This is a genomic window from Burkholderia sp. Tr-20355 (assembly GCF_017104685.1).
GTDB lineage: Bacteria > Pseudomonadota > Gammaproteobacteria > Burkholderiales > Burkholderiaceae > Burkholderia > Burkholderia seminalis.
The window spans coordinates 1-19681 of record NZ_JAAGPK010000111.1; the positions used below are offsets into that span (position 1 = coordinate 1).

14 protein-coding genes and 1 pseudogene are annotated in these 19681 nt (G+C 67.7%); 14 read left to right on the forward strand and 1 reads right to left on the reverse strand.

Translation table 11 applies throughout. The features are described from left to right. The 12 genes and pseudogenes from G3N62_RS23950 to G3N62_RS24005 form a co-directional block, all read left to right on the forward strand. The coding region (locus G3N62_RS23950) for a MotA/TolQ/ExbB proton channel family protein (RefSeq protein ID WP_206141316.1) at positions 1-754 on the forward strand (754 nt) is incomplete at its 5' end. A gap of 20 nt (positions 755-774) precedes the next feature. Further along, positions 775-1197, forward strand: a complete 423-nt coding sequence (locus tag G3N62_RS23955) for a biopolymer transporter ExbD (RefSeq protein WP_048250972.1) — start codon at positions 775-777, stop codon at positions 1195-1197. A gap of 29 nt (positions 1198-1226) precedes the next feature. Then, positions 1227-1658 (forward strand): biopolymer transporter ExbD, encoded by a 432-nt coding sequence (locus G3N62_RS23960; protein ID WP_034186842.1) that lies wholly within the window; start codon positions 1227-1229, stop codon positions 1656-1658. A 16-nt stretch (positions 1659-1674) separates the two neighbouring features. Beyond that, positions 1675-2865 carry a tetratricopeptide repeat protein gene (locus G3N62_RS23965; RefSeq protein WP_124669023.1) on the forward strand — a complete coding sequence of 397 codons (1191 nt, stop codon included), beginning with the start codon at positions 1675-1677 and terminating at the stop codon, positions 2863-2865. Positions 2866-3169: 304 nt separating this feature from the next. Further along, positions 3170-3745, forward strand: a complete 576-nt coding sequence (locus tag G3N62_RS23970) for an XRE family transcriptional regulator (RefSeq protein WP_034186844.1) — start codon at positions 3170-3172, stop codon at positions 3743-3745. Between the two features lie 315 nt (positions 3746-4060). Then, on the forward strand, positions 4061-6847 hold the full coding sequence (locus G3N62_RS23975; protein WP_124669024.1) for a TonB-dependent receptor: 2787 nt from the start codon (positions 4061-4063) through the stop codon (positions 6845-6847). A gap of 238 nt (positions 6848-7085) precedes the next feature. Then, positions 7086-9008, forward strand: a complete 1923-nt coding sequence (locus G3N62_RS23980) for an extracellular solute-binding protein (protein WP_124669025.1) — start codon at positions 7086-7088, stop codon at positions 9006-9008. Positions 9009-9020: 12 nt separating this feature from the next. Then, complete coding sequence (locus G3N62_RS23985; RefSeq protein ID WP_034186847.1) at positions 9021-10073, forward strand: ABC transporter permease subunit; 1053 nt, start codon at positions 9021-9023, stop codon at positions 10071-10073. Then, positions 10027-11130, forward strand: a complete 1104-nt coding sequence (locus G3N62_RS23990) for an ABC transporter permease (protein WP_124669026.1) — start codon at positions 10027-10029, stop codon at positions 11128-11130. The genes G3N62_RS23985 and G3N62_RS23990 overlap by 47 nt, the downstream gene beginning before the upstream one ends. After that, on the forward strand, positions 11130-12764 hold the full coding sequence (locus G3N62_RS23995; protein WP_124669027.1) for a dipeptide ABC transporter ATP-binding protein: 1635 nt from the start codon (positions 11130-11132) through the stop codon (positions 12762-12764). The genes G3N62_RS23990 and G3N62_RS23995 overlap by 1 nt, the downstream gene beginning before the upstream one ends. Before the next feature lie 76 nt (positions 12765-12840). Then, positions 12841-16014, forward strand: coding sequence for a multidrug efflux RND transporter permease subunit (locus G3N62_RS24000; protein ID WP_124669179.1), 3174 nt, complete (start codon positions 12841-12843; stop codon positions 16012-16014). A gap of 240 nt (positions 16015-16254) precedes the next feature. Next, positions 16255-16635, forward strand: a pseudogene (locus tag G3N62_RS24005) (helix-turn-helix transcriptional regulator); the annotation flags it as partial. Between the two features lie 45 nt (positions 16636-16680). Here the strand turns inward: G3N62_RS24005 and G3N62_RS24010 are convergent. Further along, the gene (locus G3N62_RS24010) at positions 16681-17274 is read right to left on the reverse strand and encodes a GNAT family N-acetyltransferase (protein ID WP_124669044.1); all 594 of its coding nucleotides are present in this window, start codon (positions 17272-17274) and stop codon (positions 16681-16683) included. Positions 17275-17585: 311 nt separating this feature from the next. Between G3N62_RS24010 and G3N62_RS24015 the strand changes: the two genes are divergently transcribed. Together G3N62_RS24015 and G3N62_RS24020 are read left to right on the forward strand one after the other, a co-directional pair. Then, positions 17586-18728 carry an acyl-CoA dehydrogenase family protein gene (locus tag G3N62_RS24015; RefSeq protein WP_034186853.1) on the forward strand — a complete coding sequence of 381 codons (1143 nt, stop codon included), beginning with the start codon at positions 17586-17588 and terminating at the stop codon, positions 18726-18728. Positions 18729-18777: 49 nt separating this feature from the next. Then, the gene (locus G3N62_RS24020; RefSeq protein WP_124669045.1) at positions 18778-19680 is read left to right on the forward strand and encodes a CoA ester lyase; all 903 of its coding nucleotides are present in this window, start codon (positions 18778-18780) and stop codon (positions 19678-19680) included. The last annotated feature ends 1 nt before the right edge of the window (position 19681 follow it).

Consider the following 19681-nt stretch of genomic DNA (forward strand, 5'->3'; position numbering starts at 1 on the left):
TGTCCCGGCCGCCGCCGAGCCGGCTCCGCCGCCCGCGCCGGCCACGACGGTGGCGGTCGACAATCCGTACGGGCTCGGCGCGCTGTGGAAGAACGGCGATTTCGTCGCGCGTTTCGTGCTGATCCTGCTGGTGATCATGTCGATGGGAAGCTGGTACATCATGGTCACGAAGTTCCTGGAGCAGTTGCGCGCGAATCGCCGCGCGAAACTGGCCGACGCGCAGCTCTGGACCGCGCCGTCGCTGGCCGAGGGCGCCAGGATGCTCGACGAGGCGTCGCCGTTCCGGTTCATCGCCGAAACCGCGATCGAAGCCGGCGAGCATCACGAAGACGCGCTGCTCGAAGCGGTCGACCGCAACACGTGGATCGACGTATCGGTCGAGCGCTCGATCACGAACGTATCGAACCGGATGCAGGACGGCCTCGCGTTCCTGGCCACGGTGGGGTCGACCGCGCCGTTCGTCGGGCTGTTCGGCACCGTCTGGGGAATCTATCACGCGCTGACGGCGATCGGCATCGCGGGCCAGGCCTCGATCGACAAGGTCGCGGGCCCGGTGGGCGAGGCGCTCATCATGACCGCGATCGGCCTCGCCGTCGCGGTGCCGGCGGTGCTCGGCTACAACTTCCTGGTCCGGCGCAACAAGTCGGTGATGGAGCGGGTCCGCAACTTCGGCGCGCAACTGCACACGGTGCTGCTGGCCGGCAACCGGCGCCCGGTGCGGGCGGCGGCGCCGGCGGCGTCGCTCGCGAACTGACCGGCTGACGGAGGCGCGCGATGGCCATGAACGTCGGGCAGGACGATAGCGACGAGGTGATCGCCAACATCAACACGACGCCGCTCGTCGACGTGATGCTGGTGTTGTTGATCATCTTCCTGATCACGATTCCGGTCGTGACGCACACGATCCAGCTTCAGTTGCCGAAGGAGACGGTGCAGCCGCTGCAGACGACGCCGAAAAGCATCGAGATCGCGGTGAATCGCGACGGCGATTTCTTCTGGGGCGAGCAACTGGTGGACGCGCCGACGCTGCTCGCGAAGCTCAAGGGCGTGTCGCAACAACAGCCGCAGCCGAGCGTCCACGTGCGGGGCGACCAGAACACGCGCTACGAGTTCATCGGGCGAGTGGTCACGATGTGCGAGCGCGCGGGGATCGCGAAGCTGTCATTCATTACGGAGCCGCCGGCGCGCGGCGGTTAGGCGCCAACGCGGATCCACAGGAGTCGACGATGGGGATGAACGTGCCTTCGGGCGGGAGCAATGCGGAACCGGACGTGATGGTGGACATCAACACCACGCCGCTGATCGACGTGATGCTGGTGCTGCTGATCATGCTGATCATCACGATTCCGATCCAGATGCATTCGGTGAAGATGGACCTGCCGGTCGGCAACCCGCCGCCGCCGGCCGCGCCGCCGGAAGTCGTGCAGATCGATATCGACTTCGACGGCACGACGACGTGGAACGGCGCGCCGGTGCCGGACCGTTCGGCGCTCGAGGCGAAACTGTCGCAGGTCGCGGCGGAACCCGTGCAGGCGGAGATCCACCTGCGCCCGAACAAGCTGGTGCCGTACAAGGACGTGGCGGCCGTGCTGGCGTCCGCGCAGCGCGTGGGCGCGACCAAGATCGGCCTGATCGGCAACGAACAGTTCATGCAATGACGAAACGGACGAGCCGATGAACCAGCGACGATGGAAACGGATGGTGGCGGTGACGGCGCTCGGCGCGGCCTGCATGCTCGGCCGGCCGGCGCTGCCGGCGGACGCGCTGCGGCCGGACGTGGCGAAACCGCTCGCGGCTGCGCAGGAGTTGTACCGCGCGCACAAGTATCGCGACGCGCTCGGCAAGATCGCCCAGGCGGCGGCCGTGCCCAACCGGACGCCGTACGAAACGTACATGGTGGAGGAGATGCGCGGCGCGGCGGCGATGGCGGCTGGCGACACGGGCACGGCCGCGCAGGCGTACGAGTCGGTGCTGAACTCGGGGCGGCTGTCGGGCGAGGACGAGCAGCGCACCACGGCCGCGCTGGCCGGCATCTACTTCCAGCAAAAGAACTACCCGCTGGCGATCCGGACCGCACAGCGCTACCTGAAGGCCGGCGGCACGGATCCCGAAATGCGCACGCTGCTCACGCAGTCGTACTACCTGTCGAACGATTGCGCGCCGGTCGTGAGCCAGTTGAAGGCGAGCACCGACGCGCAGGCGAACGGCGGGCACGCGCCGGACGAAGGGCAGTTGCAGATGCTCGCGACGTGCGCGCAGAAAGTGAAGGACGGCAACGCGTATCGCGGGGCACTCGGGCTGCTGGTCGCCTACCATCCGAGTCCCGCGTACTGGGACGAAATGATCGCGGCCATTCGCGGCACGCCCGGGTATCTGTCGTCGCTCGACCTCGACATCTACCGGTTGCGCCGTGCGACGGGCTCGCTTGCGACGGCCGACGCGTACATGGAGATGACCCAACTCGCGCTGGTTGCGGGGTCTCCCGCCGAAGGCAAGCAGGTGATCGACCAGGGGTTCGCGACCGGCGTACTCGGCAAGGACGCGCAGGCGGATCGCGAGAAGCGGCTGCAGGCGCTTGCCGCGAAGCGCGCGCAAACGGGCGGGGACGCCGCGACGCCGGTGACGCCGCTCGACACGGGCATGAATCTCGTCTTTGCGGGCCGGGCGCAGCAGGGTTTGCCGATGATGGAGCAGGCGATCGCCAAGGGCGGCCTCGAGCATCCCGACGCGGCGCGACTGCGGCTCGGCGAGGCGTACTACGTGGCCGGCCAGAAGGCGCGTGCGGTGCAGGTGCTGCGCACGGTCAAGGGAACCGACGGTTCCGGTGACCTGGCCAGGCTGTGGACGGCGGTGGCTTCCCGGTAACGCAACGAAAGGGCGCCGGCACACGACGCGGGCGCAGTCAGTCGGCAAGCGGCGTGCCGCCGCGAGCGTTCCGATGCATGGCGGTCAGGTTCAACGACGAAAAGGGGCAACCTTGTTGGTTAGTAAACCGAATGAAATGAGCGAGACGCGTGCGGGCGGGCCGCGACGGTGCCGCGCCGCGCCGCGCACGGCCCGCCCGCGGCTGCCGTGCACGGGCCGGTATCGCGCCGGGCCGTGCGCATCGTGGCTTCGGTCAACGATCGCCGACATCAAACCGATTTCGACTGCGAGGCTCCGTCCTTCCATGGTTGTGCCCCCTGATGAGTCGGTGCTCGTCGCCGTGTCGCTCGGCAACAAGATCCGGGCGCTGCGCCAGCGCCTGAAACTCACGCTCGACGAAACGGCCGGCATCGCCGGTATCTCGAAGCCGTTCCTGTCGCAGGTCGAGCGCGGGCGGGCCACGCCGTCGATCACGTCGCTGGTCCGGATCGCGAAAGCGCTGGGCGTGACGATGCAGTACTTCATCGATACGCCGACGGAAGCGCGTTCGGTGTGTCGCGGCAACGCGCTGCGATATTTCCAGTTCGCGAACTCGGCGAGCCTGTTCGCGCGGCTGACGAATCCGGCCGACGACCGCAAGCTCGACGCGATCCTCGTCAGGATGCCGGCGGGGCAGCAGCCGTCCGAGATGACCACGCATGCGGGCGAGGAGTTCGTCTATGTGATGCGCGGGCAGGTCGCGCTGACCCTCGAGGACTGCACGTTCACGCTGAACGAGGGCGATACCGCGCATTACGAGTCGACGATGCCGCATGCGTGGCACAACACGGCCGACGAGGAAGCCGTGATCGTCTGGGTCGGCACGCCGAGGTTGTTCTAGCGGCGCCGGCCACGCTTCGGGCCGCGACGAAGGAGAAGTACCCGATCGAAGGAGGGGCGCGCGTCACGATGCGCCATCCGTCGAACCGGGAGGAAGCAGGCGGTGCGCTCAATGTAGGTAATTAGTATGGCGAATCAAAAGAAAAAACGATCGTGCTGAATGGTGCGGGTGCCCCGAGGCCGATCCGTTCGAGTCATGGCAGTCGAAACAGTGGCAATCGCGGGTTCCGGTACACGGGCACCCAGGACGCGCAAGGAATTCACAAGGTTCCGGCGCACGGCAGGTGGGGTCTTACTACGAGCGAGAGGAAACAAGATGAAGCAGAGAGTGTTGGCGTTGGCCATCAAGAGGATAGTCTGGGCGGAACTCGCGTTGACGGCCGCACTGGCGCCGTCGGCGTTCGCCCAGAGCCAGCCGGCGCCGGGCGCCGTCGCCATCGCGGATGCGGTCGCGAACGGCGCACCCGTGACCGTCGCGCAGGCGGGCGGCACCGCCGGTACCGCCGCTGCGGGGGCCGCGGCCCCCGATGTGGCGTCCGGTGCGGCAGCCGAGGCAATGCCTGCGGCATCCGCCGAGAACGGGCAGGGCAAGGTCGCGCAGATCAAGCGGTTCGAGGTGACCGGCTCGCTGATCCGGCAATCCGACAAGACGGGCTTCCAGCAGGTGCAGACGATCACGCCGAAGGAAATCCAGGCCAGCGGCGCGGTGACGGTGACCGACTTCCTGCGCAATGCGACGGCCAACTCGGCGAACAGCTGGGGCGAAGGGCAATCGGGCAACTTCGCGGCCGGCGCGGCCGGCATCGCGCTGCGCGGCCTGTCGGAGAAATACACGCTCGTGCTGGTCGACGGCCAGCGCGTGGCGCCGTATGCGTTCTTCTCGAACAGCGTCGATTCGTTCTTCGACCTCAACACGTTGCCGCTCAACGACATCGAGCGCATCGAAATCGTGAAGACGGGCGCGGTGTCGCAATACGGGTCGGACGCGATCGGCGGCGTCGTCAACATCATCACGAAGCACAATTTCCGCGGGCTGCAACTCGACGGCAGCATCGGCAGCGCGATCAATGCCGGCAACGGCGACGGCACGACGAAATTCGGCGTGCTCGGCGGCTTCGGCGACCTGAACGCCGACCGCTTCAACGTGACGGCGGCACTCAGCTATTACAAGTCGAACGGCTTCACGCTGGCCGATCGCGATTCGACGCGCAACCAGGACTTCACGGGCAAGCCGGGCGGTTTTTCGCTGCTCGCGCCGTCCTACTGGAACATGCCCGACGGCAGTGCGCAGGCGCTGAACGGCTGCCCGTCCGGCGGGGCGGTTCGCCCGGCCGCGCCGAACTCGCTGTCGGCCGGCCTGCCGGGCACGATCTGCGCGTTCAACACGGCGGAAAGCACGTCGATCCTGCCGATGACCGAACGCCTGAACGCGAAGCTGCACGGCGACTTCAAGATCAACGACACGACGACGGCATTCGCGGACTTCCTGGAAAGCTACAACACGACCACGACCAATGACGGCCTGTGGAACAACGTGATCGGCAACCCGCAGAACCCGGCGCTCGTCTGGAATCCGCAGACGCAGTTGCTGTCGCCGTTCAACACGGTCGTGCCGGTGACCAACCCGTACAACACGACGGGCGCGGCGACGCCGTTGACCTACGCGTTCCCGAACACGGTCGCGCAGAAGACCTGGGCGAACTACTGGCGCGCGGCGGCCGGCATCAAGGGTTCCTTTACGCTGCCGTACGGCGACTGGGACTGGGCGACGTCGGTCAGCCATTCGCAGAGCACGGTGTCGAACGTGTTCACGAACCAGCTGAACGTCAACGCGCTGAACAACATCTACCAGAACGGCACGCTGAACTTCGCGAACCCGGCCGCGACGCCGAACGCGTTCAACGGGCTGTACCAGGAAGCGAACAATCTCGGCATCTCGAAACTCGACACGATCGATGCGACGCTGTCGACGCCGAACCTGTTCCATCTGCCGACCGGTGACGTCGGCATCGGTTTCGGCGCACAGTTCACGCACCAGAGCGAAACGCTGACGCCGGGCTCGGAGTACCTGTCCGGCGCGGTGATCTCGCCGGACCTGGAGACGGTGAACGGTGCGCGCAACGTCGCGGCCGTCTATTACCAGATCAACGTGCCGATCCTGGAGAACCTGACGTTCAGCCAGGCGGGCCGCTACGACCACTACACGGACGTGGGCGGCGCCTTCTCGCCGCGCTTTGCGTTGCGCTACCAGCCGATCAAGGCGCTGACGCTGTATACGTCGTACAACCGCGGGTTCCGTGCGCCGACCTTCGTCGAGGACAGCAAGTCGCAGACGCTCGGCATCCAGGTCGATCCGGCCACCGGGCAGAACTACACGTCGATCACGGTCGGCAACCCGAACCTCGCGCCGGAGCGCACGCGCAACTTCAACATCGGCTTCCAGGTCTCGCCGGCCCGCTACACGGACATCGGCTTCGACTGGTACAAGATCCGCATCGACAACGTGATCGGCCAGGGCAAGCCGTCGCAGGTCGTGACCGACCCGACGACCGGCCAGCTGCTGTACAAGGTCATTCCGTACCAGAACCTCGGCTACCTCGACACGAACGGCTTCGAAGGCACGTTCCGCCAGGGGCTGCCGCTCAAGGGCTGGGGCATGCTCACGCTGTCGGGCGACTGGGCGTACATCAACAGCTACAAGATCGGCTTCCCGGGCGGCGCACCGGTGAACGGCGCGGGCAACAACTTCACGATCACGCAGCCGTTCGGCGGCAGTTTCCCGCGCTGGCGCGGCAACACGACGCTGGACTGGAACTATCGCAAGTTCGATGCGGCGCTGACGTGGCAGTTCACGGGCCCGTACGCGCAGAACCTGATGGCGGAGCCGCCGAAAGTCGGTTCGTACAGCCAGTTCAACCTGATGCTCACGTACACGGGCTTCAAGAACTGGACGATCTACGGCGGCATCGACAACATCTTCAACCGCACGCCGCCGTACGATCCGATCTTCGCGAACGGCACGCTGAGCCAGAGCGGGTACGACACGTCGGTGTACTCGTACATCGGCCGGTTCGCGCAGGTCGGCGCGACGTACAAGTTCTGATGGAGGCGGCGATGGATTGACAGGCTTGGACGGGCCGCTCCACGTCCACACCTCCCCTTTGTTTGGAGCGGCCCTTTTTCGCCTGGCGCCACGCGGGCCCGCAATCGCGGCACGCGACGGCGCGGCGTTTCGATCTTGCACCATGAACCACCAGCGGGACGCGGCCGGCACGCGGCGTCCGGCACAGGCATCGACCGTGCGAAGGCTTCGCGCCCGCACGCTTCCGGACAGACTGACCATGAGACTGTTGAAATGGCGAGGGGCACGCGTGTCGCACCGCACGCCTCCGATGCGCGCGCAGGCGCGAATGCGTCGCGGCGTGCGTGCCGCGTTGTTTGCCTGCGCGGTGCTGCTCGTGTCGAGCGGTGCGCTGCCGCGGGACGCGCTCGCGGTGCCGGCGATCTCGCAATACGATCAGCCGAAATATCCGCCGGACTTCACGCATTTCGACTACGCGGATGTAAACGCGCCCGACACCGGCACGCTCGATTTCGAAAACTACGACGAAGCGCAGAGCTACGACTCGCTGAACCCGTTCCTCGTGCGCGGTTCGCCCGCGCCCGACATCAAGAACCTGATGTTCGACACGCTGATGCAGCGCAGCTGGGACGAACTCGCGTCCGAATACGCGCTGATCGCCGACGACGTCGAGGTTGCGCCGGACCGGCTGTCGGCGACGTTCCACCTCAATCCGGCCGCGCGATTCTCGAACGGCGACGCGATCACCGCGGCCGACGTCAAGTACTCGTTCGACACGCTGACGAGCCCGCAGGCGTCGCCGCTCTACAACGCGCAGTTCTCGATCATCAAGCGCGCGGTGGTGGTCGACGGCCACACGATCCGCTTCGAGTTCAAGCATGCGGAGCGCGACGCGGCGCTGATCGCGGGCGACCTGCCGGTGTTCTCGCCGAAATGGGGGCAACGCGCGGACGGCACGCGGCCGCCGTTCGACCAGATCGCGAACGTGCCGCCGATCGCGAGCGGCGCGTACCTGATCGAGCAGCGCAGGAACGACAAGCAGATCCGCTACGTGCGCAACCCGCGCTACTGGGCGGCGAACCTGCCGTCGCGGCGCGGGATGTTCCGCTTCGCGCACGTGACGTTCAAGCTTTACCTGGACCAGTACACGTCGCTCGAAGCGTTCAAGGCCGGCGACATCGATGCGCGGATGGAGTACAGCTCGACGCAGTGGGCACGCAAGTACGTCGGCAAGAATTTCCGTAACGGGATGCTGAGGAAGGGCGAGTTCCCGGACGGCCCCGCGCAGATGCAGGGCTTCCTGATGAACCTGCGCAAGCCGATGTTCCAGGACGTGCGCGTGCGGCATGCGCTCGCGCTGGCGTTCGACTTCGACTGGATGAGCCGGATGATGTTCTACGGACAGTACCGCCGTACCAACAGCTTCTGGGAGGCGAGCCCGTTCGCGGCGTCCGGCATGCCGAGCGCGAAGGAACTCGCGCTGCTCGAGCCGTACCGGTCGACGTTGCCGCCGGCCGTATTCGGCCCGATGATCGCGCAGCCGTCGACGCTGCCGCCCGGCTCGCTGCGCGCGAACCTGAAGCAGGCGCGCGACCTGCTCGAGCAGGCCGGCTGGCACTACCGGGACGGCGCGCTGCGGGATGCGAACGGCACGCCGATGACGATCGAGATCATCGACGACCAGCCCGGCATGGACCGCCTGATCCTGCCGTACACGCAGGCGCTCGCGACGCTCGGCATCCACGCGTACCTGCACGAGATCGACAGCGCCGTCTACCTGAAGCGGCTCGACAATTTCGAGTACGACATGACGACGTACATCTACCTGCCCGTGACGATCCCGGGCGCGGAGCTGACGCGCCGGTTCGGCAGCGCGGCCGCGTCGCAGCCGGGCTCCGAGAACTATCCGGGCGTGAAGTCGAAGGCCGTCGATGCGCTGATCCGCGCGGCGCTCGCGGCCGACACGCTCGACGATCTCGAGACGGCCACGCATGCGCTCGACCGCGTGCTGATCAACCTGTACGTGCTGATCCCGCAGTACTACCTGCCGAACGCGCGGATCGGGTACAAGGCGACGCTCGGTCATCCGGCGGTCGTGCCGAACTCCTATCAGTACGAGGACTGGATCATCGACTACTGGTACGTGAAGAAGCCGGCGGCACAACCCGCACCGGCGGCCTGACGGGGAACGACGATGCTGGCATACATATTCAGGCGGCTGCTGCTGATGATTCCGACGCTGGTCGGCGTCGTGACGATCACGTTCGCGGTCACGCAGTTCGTGCCGGGCGGCCCGGTCGAGCAGGTGCTCGCGCAGTTGCGGCACGGCAGCGCACGCGGGGGCGAGGCGGGCGGAGGCGGGGGCGGCTATCACGGCAGCCAGGGCGTCGACCCGCAGCAGATCGCGCAAATCCGAAAACAGTTCGGTTTCGACAGGCCGCCGCTCGAACGCTACCTGCTGATGCTCAAAAGCTATGCGACGTTCGACCTCGGCCAGTCCTACTTCGCGCACCGCAGCGTGTGGGCGGTGATCCGCTCGAAGCTGCCGGTCTCGATCACGCTCGGGCTATGGACGGTGATCCTCACGTATCTCGTGTCGGTGCCGCTCGGCATCGCGAAGGCGGTGCGCAACGGCTCGCGGTTCGACACCGTGACGAGCGTGCTGGTGCTGACCGGCTACGCGGTGCCGGGTTTCGTGCTCGGCGTGCTGCTGCTGATGCTGTTCGGCGGCGGCACGTTCTGGCAGGTGTTCCCGATGCGCGGGCTCACGTCGGACAACTTCGACGACCTGACGCTGATCGGCAAGACGCTCGACTACCTGTGGCACATCGTGATGCCCGTCACGGCAGCCGTGATCGGCAATTTCGCGATCGTCACGATCCTGACGAAGAACACGTTCCTCGAGGAAATCGGCCGGCAGTACGTGCTGACCGCGCGGGCGAAGGGGGCGCCGGAGCGCGACGTGCTGTGGAAGCACGTGCTGCGCAACGCGGCGATCCCGCTGCTCACCGGGCTGCCCGCGGCCTTCGTCGGCGCGTTCCTGAACGGCAACCTGCTGATCGAGACGTTGTTCTCGCTCGACGGAATGGGGCAGCTGTCGTACGACGCGGTGATCCGTCGCGACTATCCGGTCGTGCTCGGCTCGCTGTTCCTGTTCACCCTGATCGGTCTGCTGACCAAGCTTATCGCGGATATCTGCTATGTCCTCGTCGACCCCCGTATCCAGTTCAGCCGCCTGGACCACTGATCCCGCGTGCGCGCCGTCGCCTTCGCCGTGGCGGCGTACCTGGCAGCGCTTTCGCGCGCAGCCGCTCGGCCATGCGAGCCTCGTGATCTTCGTCGTGCTGTTCGCGCTCAGCCTGTGTGCCGATGGCCTGTCGAACGACCGGCCGCTGCTCGTGCGCTACGACGGGCACTATTATTTCCCGATCGTGAAGGACTACCCGGAGACCGAGTTCGGCGGCGACTTTCCCGCGAAGACGAACTACCTCGATCCGTACATCCGCGCGAAGCTCGAGTCGCACGGCAATTTCGCGATCTATCCGCCGAATCGCTATCGCTACGACACGATCGACTACTTCGCGTCGCGGCCGTATCCGGCGCCGCCATCGGCGAGCAACTGGCTCGGCACCGACCAGTTCGGGCGCGACGTGCTCGCGCGGCTCCTGTACGGCTTTCGGCTGTCGGTGCTGATGGCGTTCGCGCTCACCGTGTCGGGCGTGCTGGTCGGCGTGCTGACGGGGGCGCTGCAGGGCTTCTACGGCGGCCACACCGACCTGATCGGCCAGCGCCTGATCGAGATCTGGAGCGCGCTGCCGGACCTCTACCTGCTGATCATCTTCGCATCGATCTTCACGCCGTCGCTGTGGCTGCTGTTCATCCTGCTGTCGATGTTCGGCTGGCTCGTGCTGTCCGACTACGTACGCGCCGAATTCCTGCGCAACCGCATGCTCGATTACGTGAAAGCGGCCCGCACGATGGGGCTGACGAATGCGCAGATCATGTGGCGCCACGTGCTGCCGAACAGCCTCACGCCGGTGATCACGTTCCTGCCGTTCCGGATGAGCGCCGCGATCCTGTCGCTGACGAGCCTCGACTTCCTCGGTCTCGGCGTACAGCCGCCGACGCCGAGCCTCGGCGAGCTGCTTCAGGAGGGCAAGAACAACCTCGATGCGTGGTGGATCTCGATCTCCGCATTCGCCGCGCTGGTGGTGACGCTGCTGCTGCTGACGTTCATGGGCGACGCGTTGCGCAACGCGCTCGACACGCGCGCGCGCGGCTCGGCGTTCGGCGGAGGGCGATGATGGCGAACGCGTTGCTGCAGATCGACGGGTTTTCGGCGCGCTTCGGCGCGAGGCCGGCCGTGCGGGACCTGAGCCTGTCGATCGGCCGCGGCGAGCGTGTCGCGCTCGTCGGCGAATCGGGGTCGGGCAAGAGCGTGACGGCGCTGTCGATCCTGCGGCTCGCGCAACAGGCGGCGCTGTCGGGACGGATCCTGTTCGACGGCGAGGACCTGCTCGCGAAGACCGAACAGCAGATGCGCGGGATTCGCGGCGCCGACATCGCGATGGTGTTCCAGGAGCCGATGACCGCGCTGAATCCGCTGTATACGATCGGCAAGCAGATCGCCGAGAGCCTGCGGCTGCACGAGGGGCTGCGGCCCGGCGACGCACGCGAACGCGGGATCGCGCTGCTGCGGCGCACCGGGATTCCGGAGCCGGAGCGGCGCATCGACAGTTTTCCGCATCAGCTGTCGGGCGGGCAGCGCCAGCGGGCGATGATCGCGATGGCGCTGGCCTGCCGGCCGCGGCTGCTGCTGGCGGACGAACCGACGACGGCGCTCGACGTGACGGTGCGCCAGCAGATCGTCGATCTGCTGCTCGAACTGCAGGAGCAGGAAGCCGCCGCGCGCGGCATGGCCGTGCTGCTGATCACGCACGACCTGAACCTGGTGCGGCGCTTCGCGCAGCGCGTGGCCGTGATGGAGCAGGGCGTGCTGGTGGAGACGAACACGACCGATGCGCTGTTCGCCGCGCCGCAGCATGCGTACACACGCCGGCTGCTCGACAGCGCGCCGCAGCGGGCCGTCGAGCCCGTCGCAGCCGCGGCGCGGACGATCCTCGACGTGCGCGATCTCGCGGTCGACTACCGCATCGCGGCGAAAGGCTGGCGCGGGGCGCTCGGCAAGACGACGTTCCGCGCGGTGCACGACGTGACGCTGTCGCTGAAGCGCGGCGAAACGCTCGGGATCGTCGGCGAGTCCGGCTCGGGGAAATCGACGCTCGCGGCGACGGTGCTCGGTCTGCAGCGGCCGGCGGCCGGCGCGATCGAAATCGACGGCCTGCCGCTCGACACGCTGCGGACCACGGGCGGCAGGCGCGCGCTGTACGGCAGGATGCAGGTGGTGTTCCAGGATCCGTTCGGCTCGCTGTCGCCGCGGATGACGGTCGAGCAGATCGTCGGCGAAGGGCTTGCGGTGCACCGGCCGCAGGTGGCCGGGGACGCGCGGCGCGCGCGGATCGCCGCGCTGCTGCAGGAAGTCGGCCTGCCGGCCGAGTCGATGCTGCGCTATCCGCACGAATTCTCCGGCGGCCAGCGGCAGCGGATCGCGATCGCGCGCGCACTGGCGGTCGAGCCGGAACTGCTGGTGCTGGACGAGCCGACCAGCGCGCTCGACGTGTCGATCCAGAAGCAGGTGCTGAATCTGCTGACGAATCTGCAAAAGAAGTACAAACTGAGCTACCTGTTCATTACGCACGATCTCGCGGTCATGCGTGCGATGGCCCACCGGGTCGTCGTGATGAAGGCGGGGCGCGTGGTCGAGGAGGGCGATACGCTCGACGTGCTGCAGGCGCCGTCCCATCCGTATACGCGCGCGCTGCTGGCGTCGTCGATGCTGGCGCCGGTGCGCGGCTCCCGAGAGAGAACCGATGATTGACGTGTACCGGGCGCAGCGCGCCCAGGCCGCCCGCGTGCCGGGCGGCCGAACGCCGGCGGTGCGCTGACGCATGTCGATGCCGTCGTTCTTCATCGATCGTCCGGTGTTTGCGTGGATCGTCGCGCTCGCGGTCGTCGTCGCGGGCGTGCTGGCGATTCCGCAACTGCCGATCGCGCAATATCCGCGCCTTGCGCCGCCGCGCGTCGTGATCACCGCCGCGTATCCGGGCGCGTCGACCGAGACGGTCGACGGCGACGTCGGCAGCATCATCGAGGAAAGCCTCGACGGCGCCGACGGGCTCCTGTACTACGAGACGAGCAGCGACGGTCACGGCAACCTCGAGATCGACGTGACGTTTTCGCCGGGCACCGATCCCGACATCGCGCTCGTCGACGTGAACAACCGGCTGAAGCAGGTCGAGTCGCGGTTGCCGCAGCAGGTCGTCCAGCAGGGGATCGGCGTGTTCAAGGCGGCGAACACGTTCCTGATGCTCGTCACGCTGACGTCGACCGACGGCATGCGCGATTCCGCGCAGCTCGGCGATTACCTGAACCGCTACGTGCTGCGCGAACTGAAGCGCGCGCCGGGCGTCGGCGCGGCGGAGCTGTGGGACGCCGACGAGGCGCTGCGGGTCTGGCTCGATCCGCACAAGCTGCGCGAATACGGCCTTGGCGCCGACGACGTGATCGCGGCGATCGGCGCGCAGAACGCGACGGTGACGGCCGGCGCGATCGGCGACGCGCCGTTTCCGGGCGGCCAGCAGCTCACCGCGCAGATCGTCGTCAAGGGGCAGCTCGCGTCGCCGGACGAGTTCGGCCGGATCGTGCTGAAGTCGAAGACGGACGGTTCGGCGGTGCGCGTCGCCGACGTCGCGCGCGTCGAGATCGGCCGCGACGACTACTCGTTCTATTCGCGGCTGAACGGCCGGCCGGCCGCGACGGTCGGCATCCAGCTCGGCCCGCGCGGCAATGCGCTCGAAACGTCGAATGCGATTCGTGCGCGGCTCGCCGAGCTGTCGAGGACGTTGCCGCCGGGCGTCGCGATCGAGATCCCGTTCGACGGCGCGCATTTCGTGACGATCGCGATCCGCGAGGTCGTGCTGACGCTGCTCGAGGCGGTCGTGCTGGTGTTCTGCGTGATGTGGCTGTTCCTGCGCGACCTGCGCTACACGCTGGTGCCGACCGTCGTGATTCCGGTCACGCTGATGGGCGCGTTCGTCGCCATGTGGGCGTTCGGGCTGTCGATCAACGTGTTCACGATGTTCGGTCTCGTGCTGGCGATCGGCATCCTCGTCGATGACGCGATCGTCGTCGTCGAGAGCGTGCACCGCGTGATGGAGGAGGGCGTGTCGCCGCGCGATGCCACGCGGCGCGCCATGAAGCGGATCGGCGGGGCGATCGTCGGCGTGACGGCGGTGCTGACCGCCGTGTTCGTGCCGATGGCGTTCTTTTCCGGGACCGTCGGCGGTATCTACCGGCAGTTCGCGGTGGCGATGATCGCGTCGATGCTGGTGTCGTCGTTCATGGCGCTGTCGCTCACGCCCGCGCTGTGCGCGAACCTGCTGAAGCCGGTCGCGCGGCACGACGGAAGGGCCGCCGATGCTCGGCGTCGCGGCATCGGTGCACGGCTGGCCGACCGGTTCGGGGCGGGCTTCGCGCGCGTCGAGGCCGGGTATCGCCGCGTCGCCGTGCTCGCGGTGCGGCGCACCGGCGTCGTCGTCGCGGTCTACGCGGCGCTCGTGATCGCGTGCGCGCTGCTGTACTGGATGATGCCGGGCGGTTTCCTGCCGACCGAGGATCAGGGGCAGCTGCAGGTGATGATCCAGTTGCCGGCCGGCGCGACGCAGGCGCGCACGCTCGGGGTCGTCGAGCGTGTCGAGGCGATCTTGCGCGCGGAGCCGGCGATCGCGAACGTGACGAGCGTGGTCGGCTGGAGTTTCGCGGGCAGCGGGCAGAACGTCGGGATGGCGTTCGTCGAGTTGAAGGACTGGGCACGGCGCGACGTCGACGCGATGACGTTGCGCGACCGGCTCAACGGGCGTTTCGGCGAGATTCTCGACGGCGACGTCGAGGCGTCGCTGCCGCCTTCGGTGCGCGGCATCGGGCATGCCGACGGCTTCACGTTCCGGCTCGAGGATCGCGGCGGGGTCGGGCTCGATGCGTTGAAGGAGGCTCGCGAGCAACTGTCCGAACACGCGAAGGCCGATCCGCTGCTGGCCGCCGTGCATTTCGAAGACCTGCCGGACGCGCCGCGCATCGAGCTCGACGTCGATCGCGCGAAGGCGTATGCGCTCGGCGTACCGTTCGAGCGGATCGCGGGGCTCCTGGGCGGCACGTTCGGCTCGAACTACATCAACGATTTTCCGGCGTCGGGCCGGATGCGGCGGGTGATCATCGAGGCCGAGCCGGGCGCCCGCGCGACCGACACGCAACTGATGGCGCTGACCGTGCCGAACCGCACCGGCGACATGGTGCCGCTGTCGGCGATCGCCGCGCCGCACTGGACGATCGGCCCGGTGATGCTGAACCGTTACAACGGCTATCCGTCGCTCGACATCAGCGGCCGGGCGGCGGCCGGCACGAGTTCGGGCGCGGCGATGGCGGAGATGGAGCGGCTCGCCGGCGCGCTGCCGGCCGGAATCGGCTTCGACTGGGTCGATGCGGCGCGCGAGGAGCGGGCCGCCGCGCGGCAGACGCCGCTGCTCGTCGGGCTGTCGGTGCTCGCGGTCTTCATGGCGCTCGCCGCGCTGTACGAAAGCTGGACGATTCCGCTGTCGGTGCTGACGATCGTGCCGCTCGGCGTGATCGGCGCGATTGCGGCGGCGCTCGCGCGCGGCATGCCGAACGACGTGTATTTCAAGGTCGGGATGATCACGGTGGTTGGGCTGGCGGCGAAGAACGCGATCCTGATCGTGCAGTACGCACGTGACCTGGCCGCGCGCGGCGTGCCGCTGCGGCAGGCGGTGATCGACGCGGCCGCCGCGCGGTTCAGGCCGATCGTGATGACGTCGATGGCGTTCCTGCTCGGCGTCGTGCCGCTCGTGCTGGCGACGGGCGCGGGCGCCGAAAGCCGGCGGTCGATCGGTACGGGCGCGTTTGGAGGCGTGTTGGCGGCGACGCTGTTCGGGCTCGTGTTTGCGCCGGTCGCGTTTCGTCTGGTGGTGTCCGCCGGCCAGCGCGGCCGGCAGGCTGTCGGGACGCCGCGCGACGCGCGGCGGGCGGAAACGATCGGGGATCTGGAGGTGGATTGAGGATGGGAAGCGGGTCGTTTTCGGTCGGGTCAGCGGTTGGATGGTGCCAATCCAGACGGAAATATCGTATTTGACATAATCATAATTATCGACAGTTTGGATTGTAGTGGCTAGATTGAAATGTCCGCTTTCGTGCCGCGTAAGCTGCCCGGCCGTGCGGCGGAACGGCTGGAATTGACGACACGACAGATTCGCCGGCTGGCCGCCCGGCTATGAGAACACGGACCTCGTGATCGATCGCGATCACACGCGGTTTTTTTGCTCGGCGAGACGAGCAAGTACGACGACCGCGAGATGGCCTTGTGCAGCAGCGCCTGCGCTTCGAAACGTTCCCCGTGAAGGAGGCGCCGAGTGCAACGGAAAACGAGACCCCCGATCCGCGCGCGCTTCGGCGTGCTGACCGGCAAGAACGGCCGCGGTGCGTCGACGACGCACGAAGTCGAAGTGGCGATGTTGTCGTTGAGCAGGTTCTCGTCGCGCGCGATCGGCGAGAAATTGTCGATCTCGTTCGAGACCGTGCGCGCGCATAAAAAGCATCGCTACGCAAAGCTCGGTGTCGGGTCGCAATCCGCGCTCCTTGCGTTGTTCGACGATCCGGCAAGAGCGGGTGAATCCGCATGATCCACCGCGTGTCGTGACGGCCCGGAAGCCTGCAAGCGCCCTCCTTCAAGCTCCCCAACGGGTATCCAGGTCGAGCCGCAGATCCGTCACGAATGCGCGCCCCGGCTGGCGTGACAGCGTGAAGCCGACGGAACGCGCAAGGCCTTTCATCGCACTGTTCTCGGTCAGCATCGTGCCGACCATCTGCCGCATGCCCGAGCGCCGCGCCAGCTCGATCAGGCTCGACAGCAGCACACGGCCGAGCCCTTGCCGCTGCCATACGTCGTCGATCACGATCGCGCATTCGACGACCTCGGTTGCTCCGTCGTCCGTCGCATAACGCGCAACGCCGATCAACCGCTCGCGGCCGCCGGCGCGGATCGTCGCAATCACCGCGCCTTCCCGCCGGCGATCGATGCGGGTCCATCGGATCAACTCGTCTTCGGTCGGCTTGCGCGCGGACATCAACCGCATGTAGCGGCTGCGGCTCGACAGACGGTCGACCAGCTCGCGTTCGATGTCGAGATCGCCGGGCTCGATCGCGCGCAGGAGGATCGGCGTTCCGTCCTTCGCGCCCCAGATGCGCCGAATGCCGAGCGCCGGCGCGTCCTGCCCGGCCGTGATGCAGGCCTTCCGTTCGGGCGCCATCGTATCCATCATGCCCTCCGCCTTTTCCCGCGGGTCGGGCGTGTCGCGACCGGATCGCCGCGTACCCTGCCCTGACCTTGTGCATCGATTATCGGAACGGACGCCCGCCCGATCGATGCCTGGCGGAAGACTTCACAGTTGGCCGCGCGGAAACAATGGGCCGGCAACGCGAAACCGGTGCGCCATGTGCCGGGTGTCATCGCCGTCACTGGCGCGGCAACTACCACTACTGCCAGTACCTCCGCTGTCCGTGCCCCCTTAACCTTGTCGGCATCGCTGGCGCGCCGTCGCAGGCCGCGCCGCTTCGACCGGAGACACGACAGATGCCATTTGACTGGACGCAGGAACAGCACGCGACGCTGGCGCGCTTTCGCGACATCGGCGCGGAGATCGCCGCGGCCGCGGCGCACGACGGCCGCGCGCCCGCCGGATTCGACGAAGCCGGCTGGGCGCGGCTCGGGCACGAAGGACTGTGGGACATGATCGTGCCAGAGACGTACGGCGGCGACGGTCACGGCTGGTGGCATTTTTCCGCGGCGCTCGAAGGGCTTGCATCGTCGATCCGCCGCCCGGCGCTGCTGCTGTCGGTGATCGCGCAGGCCGGCATGGTGCGCGCACTCGAGCGATACGGCACGGCGACGCAGCAGGACCGCTATTTCGGCGCGATCCTGCGCGGCGAACTGAGTGCGACCGCGATTGCCGAACCGGGCACCGGCACCGACGTGCGCAGCATCGCGACGACGCTCGCCGAGCACGGCGACGGCTACCGCCTGACCGGCAGCAAATTCAATATCGCGCACGCGCCGCTCGCGCGTTTCATCCTCGTCGTCACGCGCATCGAAACGCCGGGCCGGCGCAACACCGCGCTCGTGATCGTCGATCGCGACCAGCCGGGCATGACGGTGGCCGCGCCCGACCGCAAGCTCGGCCTCGACGACCTGCCCACCGGCGCGCTGCATTTCGACGATTGCCCGATCACGCGCGGCCAGCTGCTCGGCGAACCGGGCGCGGGGCTCGGCAACCTGATCGACATCATCTCGCTCGGCCGGCTCTACTACGGCCTCGTCGCCGCCCAGGTGACGGCGCCGTACCTGCGCGATGCGATCGGCTACTGCCGCGAACGACGCAGCTTCGACAGCACGATCGATGCACACCAGTACGTGCAGCGCCGCCTCGTCGACCTGCAGATCGGCATCGAGCGCGGCACGTGGCTCGCGCGCGGCGCACTCGCGCAGTTGCTGACGGATCACCCGCAGGCGCTGATGACCTGCTCGATCGCGAAGCTGGTCGGCGCGCAGGATCTCGTCGACAGCGCGCTCGGCCTCGTGCGGCTGTACGGCAGCCTCGGCTACCAGGCCGGGCCGGTGGCCGCGTTCGCGTCGGACGCGCTGGGCTTCATGAGCGTCGGCGGTACCGAGGAAATGCATCGCAAGAACATCTTCAACCAGATGATGCGCGCCGGCTGACGGCCCGCGCCATCGCCCCGCGTACCACGCGACCTACAGGAAACCACGCATGACACCGACGAACCGACGCCCTTCCCGCCTGCGCCGCTCCTGGCTCTTTCTCGCCGGCGCCGATCACGATGCGCTCGTTGACGGCACCGCGAGCGGTGCGGACGTGCTGATCCAGGAACTCGAAACCTTCACGCCGCCCGACCGGCGCCCGGCCGCGCGCGAACTGAGCGAGCGCGTGCTCGCGGGCTGGCGCGATGCCGGCGCGCTGGCGTCCGTGCGCGTGAACCCGCTCGACGCGGGCGGCATCGACGACCTGCGCGCCGCGATGCGCGGCCGTCCGGACATCGTGATGATGTCGTACGTCGCGACGCCCGAGCAGGTCGTCGCGCTCGACGCCGCCGTCACGCGCTTTGAACGCGAATACGACATCGCACCCGGTTCGACCGAGCTGGTGCCGAACGTCGAGACGACGCTCGGCCTCGTGAACACGATGGCGATCGCGCAGTCGAGCCCGCGCGTGTCGGCGGTGCTCGTCGCGACCGAGGACATGGTGGCCGACATGGGGGCCGAGCGCACGCGTGCGGGCCGCGAGCTCGACTACGTGCGCTCGCGTTTTCGCGTCGAATGCGCGGCCGTCGGCGTCACCGCGATCGATTGTCCGTACAGCTATGCCGACAACGAAGGCGCGGAACTCGACATGCGCGTGTCGCGCGGCCTCGGGTACCAGGCGAAAGCGATCGTCAACGCGCAGTTCGTGCCGGTCGTCAATCGCGTGCTGACGCCGACGGCCGACGAAGTCGCCCTCGCCCGCCGCGTGATCGACGCGTTCGACACCGCGCGGCGCGCGTCCGGCGGCCGGCGCGTGGCGGCCGCCGTCGTCGACGGTTTCCTCGCGGAAGTCCCCGACTATCTCGCCGCGCATCGGCTGATCGCCCGCGCGACGCAATTCGGCATCGCATGAG